A 23,117-nucleotide genomic window follows, 5' to 3' on the forward strand; every position below is an offset into this window, starting at 1 on the left:
GATTCAGGACAAATCTGTAAATCAGGAATTAGGGCGGCTTTTTAGCCAGGCGCGTGGGCTGAGACCAGTACTGCGCTTGAAGAATTCGTTAAAAACGGATTTTGAATTAAAGCCACTGTCGTAGGCCAGGGCCAGGAGGGTAAGATTGCGATTCTGTGGATCGAGGGCTTTTTCTTTAAAGCTTTCCAGTCGATATTGGTTGATGTATTCGTTGAAATTCATCGCGCAATGCTCATTAATCAACCAGCTCAGTTTATTGGGATGGAGATCTAGTTTTTCGGCCAGGTTTCGAAGATTCAGGCCGGGGTCGAGATAGGCCTCCTCTTCGGTCATTAAGCTTTCTAGTTCACTTAATACCGCTTTTACTTCTTCATCCGGTTCGGCTATCTCGGCACTAAGTCTGGGGATATCTTCCCAGCCTTTTTCTGGAAATTTCATGCGGGCCAGGAAATCCTCGAAGCGGGGATCCTCCTGAACCTTCTCCCAAATCCAGTAATGCTTGAGGCTTACCATCATTACCGATCTTTCTTGCCAAGCTTTTTCCAAATACGAGAAGCAGGCCTCCTTTTCGCCCATTTGGGCATATACTTGGGCGGGATCGGCCGAATCAATAAAGTGTCGACTGTTTAAGGCTTCTCTTACTTTATCGATTTCACCCATTTGCAAACGCAAGAGCAGGCTATTGAAATTCTGATAGGGATCTTCGGCACTCAGCTCCAAAGCCCGATCCATGTATTCTTGAGCTTCCTTTATCTTACCAGAGAAACCCAAGGCAGTGGCTTTCCAACGCAGGGCCTCGGTAAAGCGGGCATCCAGTTCCAATGCCTTATTAAAGGCGCGAATCCCATCTTTAAAATTCCGTGCAAATACATAGCAGAGACCTAATTGCCAATGGGCCTCCGCATGCAATGGATCACTTTCGAGGGCTTTCTTGGCTATGCTAATTGCCTCTTGATAATCGCCATTAAGGAAAATATGGTAATAGCTGATAAACTCATTATAGGCACTAAGTCCAAAGTGCAGCGCTTTATGATAAGAATCGCGGGCTGCCTCCCAATCCCAATCGTAGAAGAGGGAAATATAGGTAAGGAGCTTATAGGCTTGCGCTTCATAGGGGTTAATGGCCAAAGCCAATTGTGCCAATTTTCGGGCTTCTTCATGCGCTTCGCTGGTACCGATTAAACCGTATGCCGCATGGTGAATTAGGCATTCACCGGTATAGGCATAAGCCTCGGCATAATTGCGATCGAGGCGGGTGGCCTCCCTAAAATATTCTAGGGCTTTAACCGTGCCCTCATAGTCCTTCTTAAAGAAATAATGGCCTTTGAGGAAAGCCTCGTAGGCGCTAATATTATCGGTATAATGACTGCTGCTAAAGTTTTGGCGGAAGTAGATTTCTAGGGCCTGCAGTACCTCAGCGGCGATATCATCTTGCAGGTCGAAGATGTCGGCCATTTCCCGATCGTAGGATTCGGCCCAAAGGGTAAAGCCATCTTCAATGGCCACTAATTTGAGTCGTACCCGAACCCGACTGCCAGCCTTTTGCACACTGCCTTCCAGCAAATGGCTCACCTTGAGCTTTTCGCCGATGGTCTCCAAACTGAGCTCTTGCCCCTTCAGGCTAAAAGCCGAAGTACGGGCAATGATTCCTAAACCTTCAATCCGACTAAGCACATTGATCAATTCCTCCGTTAATCCATCACTGAAATATTCATTTTCTGGATCAGAGGAGAAATTCGCCAGAGGCAAGACCAATAGTGATTTGCGGGGCATAGTTTGGTTTGGAGCGGATCAAAAATAAGGATTGCAAACAATTGCAAAAGCGAAAATCCGGCCCGCCTCCCGAATATATTTCGAGAAGCGTGGCCGGAACAATCCAACTAAAACCTAAAGTTGGCACCGATTCCCAGGTGGGAGTCGCTAAATTGTAGTTGATTGGATTTAGACATTACCTGCAGATCGCCCTGATATAAAGCACTGAGAGCGAACCAGCTATTAAGGGCATACTGCGCTTCAAAACGAAGGTCGAAGGCGAAGTATTTATGCCAGCCCATAAATTGATTGGCACCGAAAACATTGTTCAATAAATCGGAATTCAGCTCGGCATTTTCAGCGGGTGCGCTGAGGTCTACCCAAGATAGCAAGGGCAGGCTGGCATCGGCCTTAAGGGTCCAGCTATTGTTTTGATAGCGAGATCCTAGGCTCAAATCAATACCCCGGCGACTGAAATGCTGGTAGGGCATGCCTTCATCAAAATTCGCTTGATCGGAAACCAAACGACCTAAGGCCTGGTATCGCAATCCGCTGGAAAAGGTCCAATGCTCCGTTTGAAGAAGATTAAATCCGTATTCTGTATTGAACTTAAACTGCATAAAGGCCAGTTCTGCTCCATTGTTGTTTTCGGGAGCTAAGCGACCACCGCTGTAATCCATGGATGCGCCCCAATAAGCCAGATTATCACTTTGACGACGGTAGGCTAAAGACCACATGCGACTATTACTAAAGTAGTCGGCAGAGTTACGAGCCGGATTGTTCCAAATGCCTCCACCAGCACTGCTGTACAGGCTGATTTCATTTTTAGGCATACTGATTTGAGCAAAGCTGCTCATAGTACCCATGGCAAGGGCGATCATAAGGGTGAATTTCATTTTCATGTTTTAGTTATTTTGAATTCGAGGGCAAAGGTGCGGGGGATGCAGGCGCCAATCGTCCGAAAATGAAATTCAGGAAGAAGTAGGAGATTAAGGAAGTTGCCGGGCTTTTAACCAGGCTCGCGGACTTAATCCGGTGTGCTTTTTAAAGTACTCGTTAAAGACGGATTTGGTATTGAAACCACTGTCGAAGGCCAAAGCTAGCAGGGTAAGGGATTTGTTTTCCGCTAGGAGGGCAATATGCTGGAAACGCTTCAGGCGGAAGCCATTGACATATTCATTAAAGTTTTGCCCCAAACCCTTATTGATTTGCCAAGATAGATAGTTAGGGCTGCAATTCAGGGTTTCGGCCAATTCTCGCAAGCTCAGCTTAGGGTTGAGGTAGAGCTCCTCCGCTTGAATTAATTCCTCAAGTTGTTTTAAGAATTGAAAATCCGGTTTTTCCTCTGCATGAGCCTGGACCTTTCGGTTTTGGATACTATCCCAGCTTTCCAATTCGAATAGCGCTTGCGCGGAAGGATATTCTCTTAGGGGCTTTAGCAGGGGATCAAAGCGATAATTGATGCAGGTGCCAGCTTTCTGATGGATCATTTTCTGGAGATAAGCGGTGGCTTCTTCCAAATGATCAGAATGCGCCCAGAGGTAAAGGTTCCAGGGAAAGAGGCTGCTTTCGGCATCGCTCGCAGGCAGACTTAGCTTTTCCTTTTCGGCGGTGGAGCCATGCATACGTAGGTAGAGTTCCTCCACTTTTTCCGGGGCAGCGCAATGCGCTAAGCAGCTTTCCATTTCTTCCTTGCGCTGCAATTGAAGTAAGATTTGAATTTTATGTCCCCAAGCCAAACTGAATTTAGGATTGAGCTCGAGGCAATAGTCATAGAGCTTCAGGGCCTCTTCCTGTTCTCCTTTAAAATTGAGGAGGTGGGCCTTGGTAAACCAGTGATTTGGGGAAAGGGGATCTATCTCCAGACTTTGGTTGATGTATTGCAAGCCTTCCTCAAAATGACCGGAAGGCAGACAGAGCTCGGCCATGCTTTCGAGCATAGTGCTGTTTTCCGGATCCAAGGCTAATGCCTGAAGTAAGAAGGCCCGCGATTTCTTGAAATCCCAATGGAGCCAAAAGGCTTCGGTGGCCATTAGGTAATAGTATTCTGCGGATTCCTGTACCAGGCTTTTACCTCGTCGGGCATAGGAATGTACTAGTTCTATGGTTTCCTCGGGATCAATATATCCCCAGGCGATAAGCATAATATAGGACCAGGCAATTTCGAAATAGGCCTTAGCAAAGCTGGGATCTTCGGCGATGGCTTGCTTTTGATGGGCAATGGCCGTTTCCAAGTTTTCGGCCGTCCACTCCCGCATTTTATGTCGGCCTTTGAGGTAATGTTCATAGGCCGAAATGCTGCTGGTGCTTTTATTTACAAGTTTATCCGAAAATTCAAGGTGCCCAAAATTCTCACGAATTCGATCGGCCACCACCAGGCTGATTTCATCTTGCAGGGCGAAGATGTCGGATATATCACGCTTAAAGCGATCGGCCCAAAGGCAAAAGCCATCTTCTACATTGATCAATTGCAAACTGATGCGCAGCTGATTCCCGGATTTGCGGATGCTGCCTTCCAATAGGTTATCTACCCCCAATTGCGCACCAATATCTCTAATATCGAGGGCCTTTTCCTTAAAGCTAAAGGAAGAGGTTAGGGCACTCACCTTTAAGCCCGGAATCTTGCTAAGGGAGAGGATTAGTTCCTCCGTCATCCCATCGCTGATGTATTCATCCTCCGGATCACTGGATCGGTTCACCAGGGGTAAAACGGCTATGGAGAGTTTGCTACTTGCTTTCATTGGGGAAGGGCAAAGATGGGGAATTTGGGGATTGGAGTGGTGGGTAGTTGGTAGGTAGTAGTTGGTCGTTGGTAGATTGTAGTTTGCAGGACAAAGAGTTCGTTTGAGACGATAGTAGATAGACGATAGATTTTATTTAAGCCAAGGAAGTTTGATTTGTCTTTCAAATTATAGTGTAGTCGGATTAACCGCAAAGAAGCAAAGGGGCACCTGCCTGCCGGTAGGCGGGAAGGTTCTCAAAGTATCTCCCTGCCTGCCGGTAGGCGGGTAGCGAAGCGGGCGGTGACGAAAAGTAATTGGTAGTTTGTCGTTAGTAGTTCGTGGTTTTATAGACAAGTGATATTGGTTATACCTTCAAGCTTGATTTGCGGATGGCTTGGCCACCATGTTTCTCAATAGACCTCTGTGCACCTCCGCGTCCTTTGTGCCTTGAGCGACGAAGGAGCGGGCGGTGAAACAATCGGTCATTTAAGCCACAAATCACCTCTGCGAACCTCTGCGTCCTCTGTTTCTCCCTGCCTGCCGGTAGGCGGGTAGCGAAGCGGGCGGTGAAGTAATCGGTGAAGCAAAGAGTATCCACCCCAGTTTCCAACCCAATACCCTAACCAAGCATCCTTTAAAAAGAAAAACATCCAAACATTAAATACGGTAAATTCAATCGCACCGTTTAAAGCCTTGAAAGAACCTAAAAAGCTTCCTATGCTTCCCTACTCAAAGACCCTTATCCTCTTATTATTCCTTTTCCTTTCAATACATAGCAAGGCACAGCACCGAGTAGGCTTGCAGATAATGGGAGGGGTTAACCAGATGGAAACCGATTGGAATACGGAACTGGAAACCTATACTTTGCATTTAGCTCCCTATGCCGCTTTTGGAGCATTTTACCAGTATGAATTTTCTGAGCATTGGACAGCGGGTTGCGATGTGCAGTTTCAGCAGCTTTATGCGAAAGAGAAAGTAGGGATACCGCTTCGAGATCAGAATAATCAAGCGATGGGGGAAATCTATAATATCTACAATCGCCAGTTTTTATACTACTCCATGCCAGTGTACATGGCCTATTCTTGGAAGGATTGGCAATTTCAATTCGGTTGGCAAACATCCTGGCTTTTAGGAAGCAGTGCCCGCTTGAGGAACGAATTCACTGAAAACGGAACCTTAGTACAATCGGATATTCGTTATGATGATGTACCGGTCAAAGATCTGGATTTTGGTCCGCGCTTTGGGCTGGCTTATCAAATCACCGACCGCTGGCAAATAGAAAGCTTATGTTATCAGGGCATTGCTCAGGTAGCATTGGATAATGCCCGATGGGAAGCCCGCTTTTGGCATGTGGGGCTGGGAGTGAGATATGGGATGGGGGTTTTAAGGTAGTTGGTAGATAGTAGTTGGTAGTTTGTTTGAGACGATAGTAGATAGACGATAGACGGTAGATTTGATTGGAGCAAAAGAAGTAGGATTGGTCTTTCAAAATTGGGTGCAGCGAGTTTAACCGCAAAGACGCGAAGAAGCACCTGCCTGCCGGTAGGCGGGAAGGTTCGCAAAGTTTCTCTGTAAACCTCTGTGTCCTTTGTACCTCGAGCGACGAAGGGGCTAAGGTTCGCAAAGTTTCTCTGTGCATCTCTGCGCCCTCTGTTTCTCTAGCGAAGCGGGCGGTGAAACAACCGGTGAAACAACCATTAAAAGCCCTCCTTTTCACTCGATAAACTATCTTCGTTCCAAGCTTCCTGCATCTTGAAAAAAACCATTCTCTTCATCTTAATCCTGCTAGGGCTGAAACTGTCAGCGACGCCCGAATTGGATTCGTATAGCTACGACAGTCCTAATCTAAAGCTGGAAATTATTTATCGCTATGATAATCCCTTGGATAGAGCATTATACAAGGCAATGGCGGCAAGCCTGGATTCGTATATCGATAGCTTAAAACATAAAGGCCATTTGCAGCGAGGCCCATTGCATTTCGAAATAATGACCGCCCAATGGATGGACTCCACCAAAGGGGTAGAGATGTACCGCTATCCCAAAGGCTATTACTGCTATCTCAATGGATTAAAGCAAAAAATAAGTTTGAGCTATTTACAATCCATCGTTCTGTATTTCGGTTCTGAGCAATGGTCATCTTTCTGCTATGATGAACTTAAATTAAAACCGAGTTTGGCTTTACAGCTCTTTAATCAAAACTTGTTGCCTGTAGATTCAATGCCTCAAACTAGGGCATATGATCTGGAGCAAATTGGAGCTTTAAGGGTTTACTTCAAGGAAGATGCCTTATACGCTCGCATTTCCAATGAAGAAATTGGGAAGCTTCACTATCTATTACCATTTGAAGCACAGGCTTTGATTTTTATTAGTCAAGCTGATGGGATAAAGGTTTATAAGGAAGGCCGGCTCCTTCAAGAGATGACTTGGAAACCTGAAGGTCTAGCTAAACCTTATCATGAGGCATTAAGAGTGGAGGTATTTCCAAAATGGATAAATATCGCCTCCAGAGATGTTTTTCTATTCAGCTATTCGATAGAAGACAATCGTTTTTATAAGCTTTAGATGGAGGGTAAGGGGATTAGAATATTTCTTAGTGTGCTGTTGATACTACTGGCATTGATCCTATATAATTGGGAAAGTAGCCCTGTACAAGGTTCTAAGGAAACTAAGGAAGTGGCACAAAAGGTTTCAGAGCCCCTAATAAAAGAGGAAAAGGAAAGTGATACACTGATTTTCAGTTTAGAATCGATCCTGGGTGTATCAAATTATGATGTCCGATTGATTCAAATCGATTCGAATTTTGTGAGTGAAGACATTCCAAATCAGCGGCTTGAATTGGTTCATCAGGGGAATGCTACACTTCAAGTGATTTATAGCGATCTCATTCATTCTGATTTTGAAAAGGTGGAGTTTAAGGATTTCAATAGTGATTATATTCCTGACCTCTTAATACAATGTGCTTCAGATGTTCGCAGTAATTGGACCTATAATCTCTATTTGATAGAAAAGGATGGTCCAAGCCTTAAGAAGATTGAAGGATTTAATGAGATTAAAAATCCGGATTGGGATTATGAGACGGGACTAATTCGTTCCTATGTGGTATCTGGTCAGGATTATGAGGAGCTTTATCGTATTAACCGCAATGATAGTGTGGAGCGATTTGAATGGGTGATACCCACATCGCCAAATACCACTGAATAAGGAGTTGTTTAATAAATCTTGTTTAACCACAAGTAGGATTGAGTAAAAACAGGGTTTTTCCTGTTTTAATTGAATAGATTGAGGGTAGTCTTGATTAACTAATAGTTTTGGTGGTTGAATTCTAGTCCTTTAGCAAGGAAAAGATGTGATTAATCTATCGAAACCAATCCAAATGAAAGTATCAAGACTATTAACCATCATCCTCGCAATATTTCTAACTTTTAGTTCATGTACTGAAGATGGAAAAAGTATCCTAGATCCATGTGCCGGAATTACCTGTGACAATGGGGAGTGTATCAATGGAGACTGCGATTGTGATCCTGGTTATTCAGGTCCTTCATGTGCAAATGAATTGAGACCGGTGAGTATTATTTTAACTCGTGTTCAAGTAACTCAGTTTCCTCAAACTAATGATCAAGGCGGTGGCTGGGATAGTGATGGGACTGGACCTGATATTTACATTAAAGTGAAATCGGGAGGGAATGTGGTTTATGAATCGGGCTACTATCAAGATGCCATAAATACAAGTAATTACACCTTTGATTTAAACCCGGATGTCAATATCCCTAGTACTTCAGATTTTGGTATATCACTTTATGATCGGGAGTTTCTTGTTTCCGACACCTTCATGGGGGGAGTTGTCACTGGCGGTGAAGTTTGGACAACTTACTTAAAGGATAGGGGATTTCCTTCAACTACGACTTTAACAGCATTTGCAGGTTATACTTTTGAATGCTATTGGACTTATGTTCATTAATTGTGAAGTAACAATTAAAGTATTAGAAGTCGTTAGTAGGATTTTGAAGGAGAGTAGTAGTATTCTCATTCAAATTAAAAGCTTGTCGATTTAATCGCACTTGCCTGCTGATAAGCCTCCGCGTCCTTTGTGCCTCCCTGCCTGCGGGTAGCGAAGCGGGCGGTGAAGAAAAGTAATTGGTAGTTTGTCGTAAGTAGTTCGTGGTTTTAGAGACAAGTGATATGGGTTATACTTTCAAGCTTGATTTGCAGATGGCTTAGCCACCATGTTTCTCAATAGACCTCTGTGCACCTCCGCGTCCTTTGTGCCTTGAGCGACGAAGGAGCGGGCGGTGAAGCAAACCGCAAAGAAGCAAAGGGGCAAAGTTTCGCAAAGAATCTCCTTGGTCGCCGATTGGCCTCTGTGCATCTCTGCGCCCTCTGTTTCTCTAGCGAAGCGGGCGGTGAGGCAATAGCGAAGTGGGCGGTGAAGCAATCGATAAACCCTCTCTTAGAATCAATCAACAGTCACCGTTCTTGGGTACCGCACCTGATAGGAAAACTTAAGCGTACGTGTTTCTTTAGCATCAAGGTCGATCTTCCACACGAGCTCCCCTGTTTTGCTATTTAGCTTAGCGCCACCAAGGTCTAAGGCTTTAACACGGATGTAATCTCTACCGCTAAGAGGAACTTGGTCGTAGACTAAAAGGCTCACCATTTCATTTTTCAGATTACGGATTTCAATGTCCCAGGCCATTTGCTTACCAATATCATCGCCAAAGAAACCTTCTGCTTCTACCAGCTCATCTACCTTCCGCTCAACGTTCAAGCCTTTATCTTGGCCCAAGCTAAGACGTAAGGTATCCTTAATTGTTCTGGGATCTACCTCAGTTATACCTACATAACTTCCATATAAATACATACGTGCTGGGCCAGGCAGCAATTGCAATTGCTCCCAATCACTGATTTCGGCAATGAGGTAGGCTCGGGGATCTAGCTTTGGAACTATCTGATAAACATAGTGAGTGGGTACTTTGGCTTCTTGCATATCAAAGCTGTAATCCTTGCCATCACTGGGAATGCTTTGCTGCTTTCGAATCTCATATTGTAGGTTGCTGATATCATTACTCGTACCAGTCGCCATAATGGGAACTTGCACAATTCGCTGATAAGATCCGCCTACCGTAGTGATATCGCGTACTGCCATGTTTTGAATATCCTCGGCAGTTACTACTTTACTGCTCTTGGTGGAATGGTTTGCTTTATCCACTAATACCTGACTTTTTTCCAGCTTGATATCGAATTTAACTTCTGGTCCGGAAATACGGAGGGATTGCCTAAACTCTTGGTAGGCAAAGTGATTTACCTTCACAAAGTAATTCCCTGTTGTTAGGGGTTTAAGGCTGTATTCCCCTTTGGCATCGCTAAGAGTCTGATAAATAAGATTATCGAATGAACCCTGGAATATTTCAATGGGAGCATAGGGCACCGGCGTCCCTTCCGGACTTAAAACCTTACCCAGCAAACGTGAAGCTTGTTGTGGCTTTTGATAGCGTGAAGCCTGTTCCTTATTAGGTAATATCCAAGTGGCAATCTTCGGAGCAATGCGGCTCAGCTGTGGGTTTTCGGTAGAAAGTTTCAACTTCACTTGGCTCCAATCTACACCGCTGGACTGATAAATATTGGCCTTGTAAATCAGACTTATGGGCTGGTCGAGGCTATTCACCCGAATGTCATAATGTGGAGTCCATCCCGCGAAAGCGGTATAATAGCTAAAGTTTAGACTATCCCGCAAAGGCCTCAAACATTCTAATTTAATGGTGATCTCCAATTGAGAGCTCTTAATGGCAACAAAACGTTTATTGTATTTCAATTTCAGGCTTTCCCATTGATTATGCAGGCTAGTGATTTGATTTTGAAGTTCCACTTGTTTTACACTGAGCTCCATTAATCGCTGACGATAGAAATCTGCGGCTTCTCGAATTTGAGTAGCGGTTAAACTGCTTTCCCCATTGCTGAGTTTACTGTTTTCAATGATTATTCTTTTTTCAACATGATAGACTTCCTGCTTTTCACTTAAAGCTCCAATTTGATGAATCAGTGCTTTTTCCTCTTCTTTAAGTCTAAGTATTTCGGGGTCTTTCCAGGGCAAATGCTCAACCACTCGATGGTTAACCGAATGAATTAGCACTCCATCCAAGCCGCTCACCTTTATACTCTGGGGATCGGCATTAGGCGGTAAGTTTTCGATAATGATGAAATGTTCTCCCTTATTCACTTGCAGCTGAGCCTGGGAGAAGACCTCCGCACCGGAGAAGAATACTGTTACCCTATCAATTTTGGATTTCAACCGCAATGTATCTGCGGCCCTTAAGGCAATACTATTCAGGGATAAACAGGCAAATAGGACAATCCACTTTTTCATAATGCATCTTTACTCTTGGACGGAGAAGCGGGAAAAGGTGGCTTTTGGGGGAAGTAGTAGCTGGTAACTGGAAGTTTGTCGTTTGGTTTTAACCGCGGAGAAGCAAAGAAGCAGAGGTTCGCAAAGCATCTACAAAAACCTCCCTGCCTGCCGGTAGGCGGGTAGCGAAGCGGGCGGTGAAGCAAACCGCAAAGGATCGCAAAGTAACTCTTAGGTCCCTCTGAGTACCTTCGCGTCCTTTGTGCCTTGAGCGACGAAGGAGCGGGCGGTGAGGCAATAGCGAAGCGGGCGGTGAAGAAAACCCTATCCAAATCTCCCCTTATATTGCACCCCTCAATACCTTTCCTGATTAAAAATGTCCCATAAAGGTATCCAGCAAAGCAAGCTTCTCAGTTTAGTGCTGCGCCATAAACCGGAGGCCATCGGATTAAAACTCGACCCAAATGGCTGGGCGGAGGTAGATGAGCTGCTCCAGAAATTGGCAGATTACAAGTCGCCCATGACAATAGAGAACTTGAAGTCCTTGGTGGCCAATAGCGATAAAAAGCAATTTGTCTTTTCCTCCGATGAATCAAAAATCAGGGCTAATCAAGGGCATTCGATAAAGGTAGATTTGGGTCTTAAAGCCAAAGTGCCACCCGATGTGCTATATCATGGCACCGCCCTTAGGAATTTAGAATCCATTAAAGCTCAAGGATTGCTTAAGGGCAATCGTCACCATGTGCATCTTTCTGCCGATCGGGATACGGCCAGGGTAGTAGGGCAACGTTATGGAAAGCCTATAGTATTAAAGGTAAAAGCTGCTGAAATGCACAAAGCGGGATTTGAGTTTTATTGCTCAGAAAATGGTGTTTGGCTCTGTGATGCAGTACCGACTCAATATATTGTTGAAGCTTGAATTAAAGCTCGGGCTTGAATTACAATTTCAAGCCAGTATTACATCGATCAACTATTTTAGATTATGAAAACCTTCTTCTGCCTCGCCTTATTTATCCTCAGTTTCAACATCCGAGCACAATACCGCTATGGCCCTGTAGTGCAATTTGGCTTTAGTCATGTGTGGAGTGATTTTGATGATGAGCTCCTGGAACATCGTCGATTATTTGGTGCGGCTTATTCTTTGGGGTTTTTTGGAGAAAAGAATATTTCGGCTAAATCGAGCCTAGGAATCTGCTTACAATTACAGCATATTGGCAGTCATGAAGAAACGGAAGGGGCTTATTATACACCCCGAAATGCTAGTCATAGCTATCAGGATGTGGATACCTATCGCCGCTCTCTGGGCTATCTAAGCATTCCGATTTACTATTCTTACGATTATTCGTCAAAAATTAAACTCCAAGTAGGCTGGAATACATCATTTTTTCTGGTCCATTTTCAAAATTATATCTGGGCGAGACACAGAGATGATAAATTTGTCCCCACCTATCTGGGGCAAAGTAAATATTTGGGCTTTGCCGGGGATGATAGATACACGTTCATCGATTTTGGTCCTCAGCTAGGCGTCCTCTATTCCTTTAAACCACATTGGCAAATTCAGGCCACCTATTACCACGGATTGCAGCAAATTGTAGCCAGTCGAAGTGATTGGCAAGCCTATAACCGATCCTTCCAACTTGGACTGCGGTATATATTGAAGACGGTTCCTCAGTCATAAATAAAACTTAGGCTTGAATTTGTAATTCAAGCCAGTATTACAAATTCAAGCTATTATTACAAATTCAAGCCAGTATTGACACTGAATAGAATTTGCAACTGAATCGAATTTGCAATTCGATCCCAACATTTTAAATACTAAAGCCACGATCATCGTAATGATGGACCGTGGCCTTAGGATTGCTATGCGAACAAATTAATCTTTAGAGAACCTGAATCTTTTGCATCTTCAGTACTTCTCCGTTTTGGTTTTTGATTTGCACCAGGTATAAACCAGGATGTGCAGGGGGGAGGATATTTATTTGCTTGCCGCTAGTAGCAATTTCGCTGCGATTGATTTGACTCAATAATTGACCATTAAGGCTCAGAATTTCGATTTGGCCTAAATCATTTTCGTTCTCAAGCGCTATGCTTAAGGTCTCACCACTTTGAATAGGGTTAGGATAAACTTGGATTTTAGCAGTTAGATTTTCTTCTAATCCGATGCCCAAGGCATTGCGAGCAACATAAGGGCGGTAGAAGAACCCCACAATATTATTCAGTCCATCTAAATTGTAGCTAACAATCGGATAACCAGAACCGTTTTTAGCATAGAATACTACAAAGTGTTGGGTGCTTGATGCCCCTTGAGTTAAGCCAAAAGCATTCATCAAAGCTGGTGGTGCTGGAAGGCCTCCTAAAAAAATACTATCGGTAGAAGTAAGCAGCACATCGATCATATATACATCTACCGGAGCCAGGACATTACCCATTTCATCCGGTATTATAATTTGTCCTTCTCCCACTACAGTGCGGGTTTGTTGATCGGTATTCTTGAAGTAGCCCGGTGCCTGGTTTAATCCAAAGCCAGAAACGGTTAAATTGAAGTTTACTATTCGATTATTGGCATCAGACCAAGAGCTTTGCGCGTTTACCGGAAACCGAACAATGTGCAATGAATCTTGAAAAATTTGGCGTTGCTGGGGAATTACCAAGGCATCATTGGCTCCCCCGGTAAATACTGCCAGGTTCTCGGAATAGGCATCCACATAAAAGGCAGCTACATAAAAACCACTGGCATTGAGATTGTAAAACTCATAACCGTCTATAGCACCACCACTGGGACTTTCCAGCTCTTGATAGCGATAATTGTAAACATCCGGATAACCGTTAATACTATCCTTGGCATCAAAATATACCAACGAATCTATGGTGGTTGGAATTAAATTGGAGTAATCCCAGGTTTGATTGCTTCCTGGATTTGCTGTGCTTACCGAAGAAACCATTGCTCTGTGGTAAATATCAGCACCTACCGGAGGCACGTAGAAATTGCTAATGTCAATGCTTTGCGACTGTAGGCTACTTCCAAAAGCCAAAGCAGTAAAGGCGCTAAATAGTAGTTTTTTCATAGGTATTGTTTTGAAAGATTTACTGCCGCAAAGGAGCAAATAGTGCCGGATTTTGGATATTAAAAACAAACCAGGCTTTATAAATTTTGAAACCTGTTTGTTGTTAAGTGTTGATAATGAGGGTTGAGGCTTGAACTGCAAAATTTAGGTTTGAATTACAAATTCAAACCAGTATCGACTAGATCGAATTTGCAATTCGATCGGTAACCGCCTATATATACTGCCCAGGCGTTTCCTCGAATTTATCCTTAAAGCACTTCACGAAATAGGCAGCACTATTAAAGCCACAGGCAAAGGCAATCTCTGAAACATTGCCTTCCTTTTGTTGTAGCATTCCCTTGGCCTTATCCAAACGGAAATTCTGGATAAGCTTATTGGCTGATATGCCTAAGAGGGCCTTAAGCTTTCGGTTGAGATGGGTTTTACTCATGGCCACCTCATCGGCCAAATTCTCCACACCAAAGCTTGGGTTGCTGAATTCCCTTTCCAGGCAAGTTTCCAGCTTTTGCAAAAAGGCTTTGTCTACCTTATTAACAGTATTCTCCTGTACTTGCTGCAAGTTTTCCTGTGCTTGCTTTTGCAACCATAGCGCTCTTTGCTTCAAGATATTCTTGACTCTTAAAAGCAGTTCTTCCGAATCAAAAGGCTTGGCCAGATAATCATCCGCTCCAGCTGCTAAGCCTTCATTAACCGCTTGTTGTTCGCTTTTAGCTGTAAGTAGAATGATAGGGATATGACTGGTATGAGGATGGTTTTTCAGTCTTTGGGTAAGGCCTTTCCCATCCAGATCTGGCATCATTAAATCACTAATAATCAAATCCGGCATTTTAGCCTGAGCCACTTCCCATCCGACTAAACCGTTTTCAGCCACTAAGATCTCAAAGTCTGGTTCTAAACAGGATTTAAGGTATTTGCGCAATTCCGGATGGTCTTCTACCACTAATACCCTCGCTTTTTGATCTTTTAGTTCTGTATCCTCAAGATCGGGATTAGGTGTCGCTTGAGGGATTTCATTTACTGTACTTTTCTCGAAGTTTTCTGGATAAGGCAGTTCAATACTAAATAGACTGCCCTCAAGAACCTGGCTTTCAACCCAAATTTTACCCCTATGTTGCTCCACTAAAGCTTTACAGAGCGCTAAGCCGATTCCCGTTCCGGCCATTGCGCTGGGAGGAGCATCGGGATCCTGATAGAAACGATCAAATATATAGGGGAGGGCTTTGGCGCTAATTCCCGACCCTTGATCCGCCACCTGAATGAGCACTTTCTTATTTTCCAGTTGCTGCAATTTTAGAATCACGCTCGAATCGGCGCTACTAAACTTTATGGCATTACTCAGCAAATTGGCAATAATTTGCTGCATCTTTTCTCCATCAAATGGAAAAATTAAGGCTTGATCCACTCCTTGAAACTGAAGGGTAATACCGCGCTCTTGAGCCAAAGAACTGAATTGGCTTAATTGATGTTTCAGAAAGGCATTGAGGTCTTGTTGCTTTAATTTGAGTTGGGGGGGAACAAACTCCTGCCGACTTAAGTCTAATATTTGATTGACCAGATTCTGTAAGCCTTCCGTTGCATTTTTAGCAATTCCTAAGGCTTCCTTTTGATCGCCTTCAGGTAAATTTTGCCATACCCGTTTTAATGGGTCTGCTACTAAAGTAAGCGGACTACGTAGTTCATGGGATATATCCTCGAAAAAACGACTTTTAATGGCAATGAGTTGTTGCACCTCTTGTCGCTCTTGCTGAATTTTAGTCACTTCTGCCGCTAAAGAGAAAAAGAGGATTAAAGAGAAAAGCAATGTACCTACTTGAAAGAAATAGGGACTAAAAGAGGAATGAGGAACCAAGCCTAATTCAGTAAGAGTCATAAGCAGCGCTCCCAATAGCAAAATCGAAAATGAAATAAGCAATCGCTGCGCGGCCTCTACCTTTTTGGTACTGAAATAGATCACCGTAAAAAGATGCACCAACAGGACATAGGCCAAAGCATAATTGATCCAATAGAGCATTGGACCGAAAATGGAAAGCAATAAGAGGCTCAAGGTAATAAGATGGCTTAGGCCGAAAAACCAAAAGCCCTTTTTAGTCCTACGCCCTAATTGTAAATACTCCTCAACAAAGAGACCGCCAAAAACGCTTAGTAAAAAGAGTACTATTAAACTGGGTTTAAAGGGGTTAATATCCTTAAACCAACTTAGCCAGAAGGGGTTTAAATTGCTGCGAATTTGGAAATAAGGAATCCAGAAAAGCATATGCAAACCAAAGTAAACCAGGGCTCTGTACTTAATGAGATAAGCTGCTATGAAGGCAAATAGACCGATCAATACGATCATTCCTGCATAGAGATTCTGGACGCGGGTTTTTTGATAGTACTCCTTATTTAGGGCCGAAGCCTCGTAAATGAAAAGCTCATTGTAATGGGGCTCGGTATTACTGAGGTCAAATTCAAGGTAAACCAATACTGCTGCGGCCTTAGAAGAACTAAGCTGGAGAGGTAAATAATGATGGGCGCTAGGTAAGGCCTTACTGCTTTGCCCGATCTTATCGATATGGATGCCATTTTCCTTAAAGTGGAAAAGCACAATTTTCTTGCTTAATCGGCAAAAGCGGAGATATAAGTTAAGATCATCTCCACTGCGGTTATCCAGTTGAAAATAAAGAAACTTCCCTTGGGTATGGGAGCCAAGTTCTTCCTTAATCAGGCTATACTGATCTGTAGTGAGGGGAATGGATTCCAATTCCCCAATTACTTCCAGAGAATCCTTAAAATCTGCATTATAGATTTCAGGATTTGAAATGCGAAAGCTTTGTGGGCTTTGATTATTCGCTTGGCACCATAGGCCAAGTGGCAGAAACAAAGCAAATAGTATAAGCCGAAATGGCTTAAAAGGGGGCAAAGGCATGTTGGAGAGTTTCCCAGCGAATTTAGCACAATTCTATACTGAAAGTCCCTGAGATAGACCCCATTTATTTCCTTTCGGCTTTAAGCCTGAATAATCCCAGGATTGTAAGCTTTTTCAATCGGAGCATGGTTGGCCATTTCGATGCCCATGCTAATCCAGGTGCGTGTATCTAAGGGATCAATAATAGCATCGGTCCACAAACGAGCGGCGGCATATTCAGGTTTCATTTGCTCTTCGTAGCGATCCTGGATTTTCTTGAGCATCGCTTCTTCCTTCTCCTTGCTGATTTCCTCACCTCTGGATTTTAGGCTCGCCTTTTCAATTTGCAAGAGCACCTTAGCAGCCTGAGCACCACCCATTACGGCCAGTTTACTGTTCGGCCAGGCCACAATTAGGCGTGGGTCATAAGCCTTGCCACACATGGCGTAATTACCGGCACCAAAGCTATTGCCAATGATAACCGTAAACTTGGGTACCACTGAATTACTCATGGTATTCACCATTTTGGCGCCATCCTTAATAATACCACCGTGCTCACTACGAGATCCTACCATAAAGCCAGTAACATCTTGCAAGAATACCAGCGGAATTTTCTTCTGATTGCAATTGGCAATAAAGCGGGAGGCCTTATCTGCCGAATCGGAATAGATTACGCCTCCAAATTGAGTTTCACCTTTTTTGGTGCGCAGTAATTCACGATTATTCGCTACAATACCTACCGCCCAGCCGTCAATACGGGCATATCCGGTAATGATGGTACGACCATATCCCGCCTTATATTCTTCAAATTCGGAATTATCTACCAGGCGTTCAATAATATCCATAGTCTTATAGGGCTTGCCATCTCGTGGAATTAAGCCGTAAATTTCTTTAGGATCTTTGGCTGGCTTTTGAGCTTTGGCACGATTAAAACCGGCTTTATCGGTATCGCCCATCTTATCCACGATATTCTGGATAGTAGTTAAGGCATCCTTATCGTCTTTGGCCTTGTAATCGGTAACCCCAGAAATTTCGCTGTGCGTAGTAGCGCCACCCAGGCTTTCATTATCAATATCTTCTCCAATGGCCGCTTTTACCAAATAAGAGCCCGCCAGGAATATAGAACCGGTTTTATCTACAATCAAAGCCTCATCACTCATAATGGGTAAATAGGCACCACCAGCTACACAGGAACCCATGATTGCGGCAATCTGACTAATCCCTTTAGAGGATAAAATGGCATTATTCCTAAAGATGCGTCCGAAGTGTTCCTTATCGGGAAAAATTTCATCCTGCATCGGTAGATACACGCCGGCACTATCTACTAGGTAAATGATGGGAATATGGTTTTCCATGGCCAATTCCTGAGCCCGTAAGTTTTTCTTACCAGTAATAGGGAACCAGGCCCCAGCCTTTACCGTGGCATCATTGGCCACTACTAAGGTCATGCGACCTTTAATATAACCCAGAACTACCACCACTCCGCCACCGGGACAGCCGCCATGCTCGGCGTACATACCATAACCCGCGAAGGCACCAATCTCAATTTGAGGTTTTTTAGAATCCAGCAAATAAGCAATTCGCTCACGAGCAGTAAGCTTACCTTGCTCATGCTGTTTGGCGATTTTCTTGTCGCCGCCGCCTTTATGGATTTTATGGAGTTTGGTTTTTACTTCCGAAACCAGCAGTTTCAGATGGTCTTCGTTCTTGTTAAATTCCAGGTTCATTCGTTCGCGCAGTTTTCAACGGTAAATACCGCTTTGAGAGAGAAAAGTTGAGGTGAGAAGGCATCACTCTGTAAGAAGCTGAAGACATTTTGATCTTCACGCACACTTACAAAGATGATTTCTGGCAGGCCATCACCGCTAAGGTCGCCATACCAGTATAATTCGGGGATGCTGCAGCTTCCATAGTCGCCCAGCACCTCTTTGAGGTCTTGTGTTTTAGCTTCGGAGCCAAAGCCCATGCTGGCCACCAGCTTATAGTTTTCGGCTTCGGGGCATGGTCCAGCCTTGGTGATGGAACCGGTAGCACTGAGTTTCAATCCGTTTTGAGGATCTAAAGTCCATTCCTGACCCGGGAATAAGCGCTTACCGCGGATGCTAATCGTTTGTAACACATCGGCTAATTTCACTTCCTGATAAGGGTAGGAGCCGGGTACGCCAAATAAGAATAAGCTTCGTTCATCCTGATCCGTAAGTACATCAAATTCCATGGTTTGGCCATTCTGATTCTTACTTAAAACCACATTTAGGTTTAAAGGTTTAATGGTCATGGCTCCGGTGGGATTAACTTCATCATCCAGGAAAACTCCGTACCAATAAAGTTTGAGATTTATATCCTGCACCGGACCGCAATAATTATAGGTCTCGGTTAAGAATTGGAATTCGGGATTGGGCAGGTAAATATGCGGGGTTTTCAACGCTTCCTCTTTCGGTTCTTCCTCAGAAGCAGCTAAGCTATCGCTACCTGCTACTAGTTTTTTAGAAGCCTCAATAATGCTATCGGTTTCAAAGCGGAGTTCGATCACTTCCAGAAAACCATCGAAGGAATACCCTTTTTGACCTTTGTAGTTAACCTGACGCCAATAGCCCTTAATTCCTTCGTACTCCAGTTCACCAAAGGTGCTGTCGGCACAATAGTTTACCGTATCATTTTGTGGAATGGTTCGGATAAAGCCTTTACCTGGAGCTTTTCGGAGTATTAATCCACTTGGAGCTGTAACCTTGGCCCAGGTTTTTGGGCAATCCTGAGCAATAAGCGCGGGGCTCGCCAAAAGGAAGCAGAGCAGCACCGCAATGATGGGGAACCTTTGGAGCATGCGCGAAAATACAAATTATAGCTGCCTTAAATAGTCGTAGGCCGCCGGACCTTCATTGAAGATTAAATCCAAAACGGATAGCTCAGACTTGAAAGGGCTTTTGTGATCAAATACCTGTGGATATTCCGGATTTTGATGTTCAGATCGGCGTTTGGGAGAGAAGCTTTCGCGGAAGTCGTTTTCAGCTAGATTAGGCTCCAGCCAGCTTTCACTGAGTTGGATAGTGCCTTCAAAGCGCAACCATTTTAAGATCAGCTGGGTAGTGGCTAAGTTTAACTCAGATAAGTTCTCAGGCGCTTTGCTAAAAAGGGCTTCAATCTCTGGAGCCAGGGCATCAAAAAAGGGACTGCTGCCATAAGAGGTGTTTAGGGCTTGCCAATGTTGCTGAGGCCAATGATCTCGATTGCTAATTTGGGTATCCCGCATTAAGCCCCGACTGTTTTTATCGATGGCTAAATTGAGCATGAGTTCCCCATTGGGTCCGTCGATATAACAACGATTGCGATAGCTCTGCTTTTGAAAACGATCGTATTGTTCCAGAATAACTTGATCACAGCGGATGAGCTGCGCATAATAGGTGACAGGCCCCCAATAAGTTAAGCTGAACAATCCTTGAATCAAGCGGCCTGCTTTTTCTTATTCCGCCAGTAACGGAAACCATAGAAGGCAGCCACTACGCCAACAAAGTACCAGAAGTAAGAACGACGTTCGCCATCACCACTAACGGTGGTAAATACGCGGTCGGTGCGAATCTTATCCATGCCACTAGCATATTTATCGTAGCTCATCCAAATGAATACGGGCTTTCCTACAATATGGTCGGCGGGTACAAAACCCCAGTAGCGACTATCCAGTGAATTATGACGGTTATCTCCCATCATCCAGTAATAGTCCTGGGCAAAGCTGTAATGCGTTTGTTCTTGTCCGTCAATAATAAACTTATGACTCATCCCTTGTTTGGGCGAAACCACTTTAAAGTCATGCCCCTCGTATACTTCAATAATACGCTTGTAGAGATGGTAATTATTGATGGTGAGCTCTACTTGCGATCCGGCCGCTGGAATTTGAATGGGGCCGAAATTATCGCGGGTCCAATGGTAAGGGTTTCCAGGAGGGAAGATTTGAGAACCATTGTCGTGGTAAGCAGCATAGTAAAACTGCAGACTTGAAGGAATGGATTTATCTAAATACTTGTGATTAAGTACAAAGAGGGTGTCGATATTTGAAATCTGCTTAAAAGTCTCAATAGCCGCATCACTAATGGTAACCACATAATCTTGCATACCTTGAGGTATCTCAATTTGGCCTACTCGATTTCCGTAGTTACGCACAATGTTCGTGTGTAATTCACGTAAATCGATTACATCGGTAGCATCTCCAGTGGTATTAATATCAAAGTCTTCTTTTAGATGGTTCTCATTTAAATAACCCTGGGTGCGAACGAAGTACTGAAACTGCTTAATGGTGCGATCCGGCATTTCCTGGGTTTCGCCATTAATGTAAACCTCACCATCTTTAATATTCAACTGATCTCCGGGTAAGCCCAGGCAGCGCTTTACATAGTGCTCGCGCTTATCAACCGGATAATAGTCCTCCATGGGATAATTGAAAACCACCGGATCATTGCGTTTTACATCGCTAATCTTGGGTAAGCGTAAATAAGGAAAGGTCACCGCATCACTAAAGGATTTCACTTCGGTAAAAGGAACCTTATTGTGCATCAGCGGAAGCGAGAAGGGAGTCATCGGTAAACGACTGCCATACTGCAATTTGCTCACGAAAAGGAAGTCACCCACCATCAGCGATTTCTCCATTGATGGAGTAGGGATGGTAAAGGCTTCGAAGGTATAAGCGCGAATTAAGGTGGCAGCTACCACAGCAAATACAATAGATGCAAAGCCTTCACTAATGTATTTTCGGATGATTTGAATATCACGATCTTGATACTTCAATTTGCTGGTATAGCCCAGATAACCGAAATAGAGACCGAGGGTAATAACTCCCAATACGGTATTGATGATATTGGCGATGCGGTACATGTGCATCAGCTCAAAGAAGATCACCACCATCATTACATTACCCACCACCGGTAAAATGGCCAGGATGGTCCACCACCAAGGACGGTGAATCACCTTAGTCATGATGTAAATATTGTAATAGGGCAGCAGGGCTTGCCAACTTTTATAGCCGGCGCCAGTGATGAAGCGAAGGGCTAAAACTCCATAATATACTTGCAGGAGGGTAAGAAAAATCAGCGTAAGGCCTATACTCATGATGGTAAATTTAATACATCGCGCATGCTGTAAACGCCTTGCTTGCCATTTAGGTATTCGGCAGCAATAACAGCGCCTAATGCAAAGCCCTGGCGGTTATGCGCAGTATGGATAATTTCAATATCGTCGATGGCACTGCTATAGCGAATGCTGTGCGTGCCGGGTACTTCGTTTTCACGGATGGCTTCAATACTCAGATCTGAATCCGATTGAGCATTTTCTTTTAAAGCCCATTTATCTTTTTGAGGAAGACCTTTAATTAAGTCTTCCGCCAAACTAATGGCAGTGCCGGAGGGGGCATCCAATTTATGGATATGATGAATTTCGGTCATCTCCGCATTGTAATCGGAATAAGGAGCCATCAACTCGGCCAAATAACGATTGAGGGCAAAAAAGAGGTTCACGCCTAAACTAAAGTTAGAGGCATAAATTAATCCACCATTCTTCTCCTGGCAAAGGGATACAATTTCATCGTAGCGATCTAGCCAACCCGTGGTACCGGTTACTATGGGTACTCCCGTTTCCAAGCAAGTTTTTAGGTTGCCGTAGGCTGCTTCCGGAACTGAGAACTCAATGGCTACATCGGCCTTTTCCAATTCGGCAATTTGTATGCCTTCCGAACCAAAACGGGCCACTACTTCATGACCGCGATCCACTAAAATCTTTTCCAGGGTTTTGCCCATCTTTCCGTATCCTACTAAGGCTACTTTCATGGATCGAGATTTATTTTGAGACCAATGCCTACGGCCGAGAAATTGCCCATGGGGATAATTCGCGGTTCGAGGTTAAAGCTCAGGTCTTCGTTTACATTGTAATAAAAGAGATGGGCATCTACATGGGCATCTACCACATTTAAGGCCCAAATAGCAGCGCCAATAATTAGGGATAGATCGCGCCAATCGCGGTAAATATTTTGCAATTCTACCAATTGCCGATCGGAATAAATTCCTTGATATTGATCTATACCCGAACTATCTGCCCGCATTAAAAAGGCATCCAGATACTGACGGTACAATCGGTGATTATCAATTGCGAAATAAGCACAGGCGCCAATACCACCGTAAATGATGGGCATTTTCCAATACTTGCCATTATAGGCTTGCCCCGCTCCAGGAAGGAGGGTAGAAAGCCAGGTTGCCCTGCTTACCGAATGCAGCTCCGAACTGTCTATGGGTTCTTTACGACTGTCTTCGTAGCTCAGACTATCATTGCTTTGGCCACTGAGCTGAAGGCTCGCCAAACAAATTATGATATGAAGG

General features: G+C 44.1%; 18 protein-coding genes. 6 read left to right on the forward strand and 12 right to left on the reverse strand.

The genetic code is table 11. The features are described 5' to 3' along the window. Nucleotides 1–21: 21 nt before the first annotated feature. The 3 genes from ACO05P_RS03065 to ACO05P_RS03075 form a co-directional block, all read right to left on the reverse strand. Entirely contained in the window at nt 22–1,773 is a 1,752-nt protein-coding gene (locus tag ACO05P_RS03065) for a helix-turn-helix domain-containing protein (protein ID WP_421753318.1), read from the reverse strand. A gap of 107 nt (nt 1,774–1,880) precedes the next feature. Next, a complete protein-coding gene (locus ACO05P_RS03070; protein WP_421753319.1) occupies nt 1,881–2,648 on the reverse strand; it encodes a hypothetical protein in 768 nt (255 codons plus the stop codon). A gap of 93 nt (nt 2,649–2,741) precedes the next feature. Then, complete coding sequence (locus ACO05P_RS03075) at nt 2,742–4,493, reverse strand: helix-turn-helix domain-containing protein (RefSeq protein ID WP_421753320.1); 1,752 nt, start codon at nt 4,491–4,493, stop codon at nt 2,742–2,744. 699 nt (nt 4,494–5,192) lie between these two features. Here ACO05P_RS03075 and ACO05P_RS03080 point away from each other — a divergent pair. The 4 genes from ACO05P_RS03080 (at nt 5,193) to ACO05P_RS03095 (ending at nt 8,433) form a co-directional block, all read left to right on the forward strand. Then, nucleotides 5,193–5,867 (forward strand): outer membrane beta-barrel protein, encoded by a 675-nt coding sequence (locus ACO05P_RS03080; RefSeq protein ID WP_421753321.1) that lies wholly within the window; start codon nt 5,193–5,195, stop codon nt 5,865–5,867. A 360-nt stretch (nt 5,868–6,227) separates the two neighbouring features. Further along, entirely contained in the window at nt 6,228–7,037 is an 810-nt protein-coding gene (locus tag ACO05P_RS03085; protein ID WP_421753322.1) for a hypothetical protein, read from the forward strand. A gap of 33 nt (nt 7,038–7,070) precedes the next feature. After that, nucleotides 7,071–7,676, forward strand: a complete 606-nt coding sequence (locus ACO05P_RS03090; protein ID WP_421753323.1) for an XAC2610-related protein — start codon at nt 7,071–7,073, stop codon at nt 7,674–7,676. 172 nt (nt 7,677–7,848) lie between these two features. Further along, entirely contained in the window at nt 7,849–8,433 is a 585-nt protein-coding gene (locus ACO05P_RS03095) for a hypothetical protein (protein ID WP_421753324.1), read from the forward strand. Nucleotides 8,434–8,928: 495 nt separating this feature from the next. Here the strand turns inward: ACO05P_RS03095 and ACO05P_RS03100 are convergent, their stop codons facing one another. Continuing rightward, nucleotides 8,929–10,836: a mucoidy inhibitor MuiA family protein gene (locus ACO05P_RS03100; RefSeq protein WP_421753325.1), complete on the reverse strand. Its 1,908-nt coding sequence runs from the start codon at nt 10,834–10,836 to the stop codon at nt 8,929–8,931. 355 nt (nt 10,837–11,191) lie between these two features. Here ACO05P_RS03100 and ACO05P_RS03105 point away from each other — a divergent pair, with 355 nt between their 5' ends. Together ACO05P_RS03105 and ACO05P_RS03110 are read left to right on the forward strand one after the other, a co-directional pair. After that, nucleotides 11,192–11,734, forward strand: a complete 543-nt coding sequence (locus ACO05P_RS03105) for an RNA 2'-phosphotransferase (protein WP_421753326.1) — start codon at nt 11,192–11,194, stop codon at nt 11,732–11,734. Nucleotides 11,735–11,797: 63 nt separating this feature from the next. After that, nucleotides 11,798–12,493: an outer membrane beta-barrel protein gene (locus ACO05P_RS03110; protein WP_421753327.1), complete on the forward strand. Its 696-nt coding sequence runs from the start codon at nt 11,798–11,800 to the stop codon at nt 12,491–12,493. Nucleotides 12,494–12,695: 202 nt separating this feature from the next. Here ACO05P_RS03110 and ACO05P_RS03115 read toward each other — a convergent pair whose 3' ends face one another. The 8 genes from ACO05P_RS03115 to ACO05P_RS03150 form a co-directional block, all read right to left on the reverse strand. After that, the gene (locus ACO05P_RS03115) at nt 12,696–13,880 is read right to left on the reverse strand and encodes a T9SS type A sorting domain-containing protein (RefSeq protein WP_421753328.1); all 1,185 of its coding nucleotides are present in this window, start codon (nt 13,878–13,880) and stop codon (nt 12,696–12,698) included. A gap of 211 nt (nt 13,881–14,091) precedes the next feature. Next, nucleotides 14,092–16,740, reverse strand: a complete 2,649-nt coding sequence (locus ACO05P_RS03120) for a response regulator (RefSeq protein WP_421753329.1) — start codon at nt 16,738–16,740, stop codon at nt 14,092–14,094. Between the two features lie 125 nt (nt 16,741–16,865). Beyond that, a complete protein-coding gene (locus ACO05P_RS03125; RefSeq protein ID WP_421753330.1) occupies nt 16,866–18,491 on the reverse strand; it encodes an acyl-CoA carboxylase subunit beta in 1,626 nt (541 codons plus the stop codon). Beyond that, the gene (locus tag ACO05P_RS03130; RefSeq protein ID WP_421753331.1) at nt 18,488–19,585 is read right to left on the reverse strand and encodes a hypothetical protein; all 1,098 of its coding nucleotides are present in this window, start codon (nt 19,583–19,585) and stop codon (nt 18,488–18,490) included. The genes ACO05P_RS03125 and ACO05P_RS03130 overlap by 4 nt, the downstream gene beginning before the upstream one ends. Before the next feature lie 15 nt (nt 19,586–19,600). Further along, on the reverse strand, nt 19,601–20,206 hold the full coding sequence (locus ACO05P_RS03135) for a WbqC family protein (RefSeq protein ID WP_421753332.1): 606 nt from the start codon (nt 20,204–20,206) through the stop codon (nt 19,601–19,603). After that, nucleotides 20,203–21,858 (reverse strand): signal peptidase I, encoded by a 1,656-nt coding sequence (gene lepB / locus ACO05P_RS03140; RefSeq protein ID WP_421753333.1) that lies wholly within the window; start codon nt 21,856–21,858, stop codon nt 20,203–20,205. Before lepB ends, ACO05P_RS03135 begins: the two co-directional genes overlap by 4 nt. After that, nucleotides 21,855–22,571, reverse strand: coding sequence for a 4-hydroxy-tetrahydrodipicolinate reductase (gene dapB / locus ACO05P_RS03145; protein WP_421753334.1), 717 nt, complete (start codon nt 22,569–22,571; stop codon nt 21,855–21,857). Before dapB ends, lepB begins: the two co-directional genes overlap by 4 nt. Then, nucleotides 22,568–23,098: a DUF5683 domain-containing protein gene (locus ACO05P_RS03150; RefSeq protein ID WP_421753335.1), complete on the reverse strand. Its 531-nt coding sequence runs from the start codon at nt 23,096–23,098 to the stop codon at nt 22,568–22,570. Before ACO05P_RS03150 ends, dapB begins: the two co-directional genes overlap by 4 nt. Nucleotides 23,099–23,117 lie beyond the last annotated feature (19 nt).

The sequence above is a fragment of the Croceimicrobium sp. genome (genome assembly GCF_965228705.1).
In the GTDB taxonomy this organism is placed as follows: Bacteria; Bacteroidota; Bacteroidia; order Flavobacteriales; family Schleiferiaceae; genus Croceimicrobium.

Coding starts and splice junctions, on each gene's coding strand:
- ACO05P_RS03100 (WP_421753325.1), bottom strand. CDS start 10,836: ATGAAAAAGTGGATTGTCCTATTTGCCTGTTTATCCCTGAATAGTATT.
- ACO05P_RS03125 (WP_421753330.1), bottom strand. CDS start 18,491: ATGAACCTGGAATTTAACAAGAACGAAGACCATCTGAAACTGCTGGTT.
- ACO05P_RS03115 (WP_421753328.1), bottom strand. CDS start 13,880: ATGAAAAAACTACTATTTAGCGCCTTTACTGCTTTGGCTTTTGGAAGT.
- ACO05P_RS03080 (WP_421753321.1), top strand. CDS start 5,193: ATGCTTCCCTACTCAAAGACCCTTATCCTCTTATTATTCCTTTTCCTT.
- ACO05P_RS03130 (WP_421753331.1), bottom strand. CDS start 19,585: ATGCTCCAAAGGTTCCCCATCATTGCGGTGCTGCTCTGCTTCCTTTTG.
- ACO05P_RS03075 (WP_421753320.1), bottom strand. CDS start 4,493: ATGAAAGCAAGTAGCAAACTCTCCATAGCCGTTTTACCCCTGGTGAAC.
- lepB (WP_421753333.1), bottom strand. CDS start 21,858: ATGAGTATAGGCCTTACGCTGATTTTTCTTACCCTCCTGCAAGTATAT.
- ACO05P_RS03110 (WP_421753327.1), top strand. CDS start 11,798: ATGAAAACCTTCTTCTGCCTCGCCTTATTTATCCTCAGTTTCAACATC.
- ACO05P_RS03095 (WP_421753324.1), top strand. CDS start 7,849: ATGAAAGTATCAAGACTATTAACCATCATCCTCGCAATATTTCTAACT.
- ACO05P_RS03105 (WP_421753326.1), top strand. CDS start 11,192: ATGTCCCATAAAGGTATCCAGCAAAGCAAGCTTCTCAGTTTAGTGCTG.
- dapB (WP_421753334.1), bottom strand. CDS start 22,571: ATGAAAGTAGCCTTAGTAGGATACGGAAAGATGGGCAAAACCCTGGAA.
- ACO05P_RS03070 (WP_421753319.1), bottom strand. CDS start 2,648: ATGAAATTCACCCTTATGATCGCCCTTGCCATGGGTACTATGAGCAGC.
- ACO05P_RS03065 (WP_421753318.1), bottom strand. CDS start 1,773: ATGCCCCGCAAATCACTATTGGTCTTGCCTCTGGCGAATTTCTCCTCT.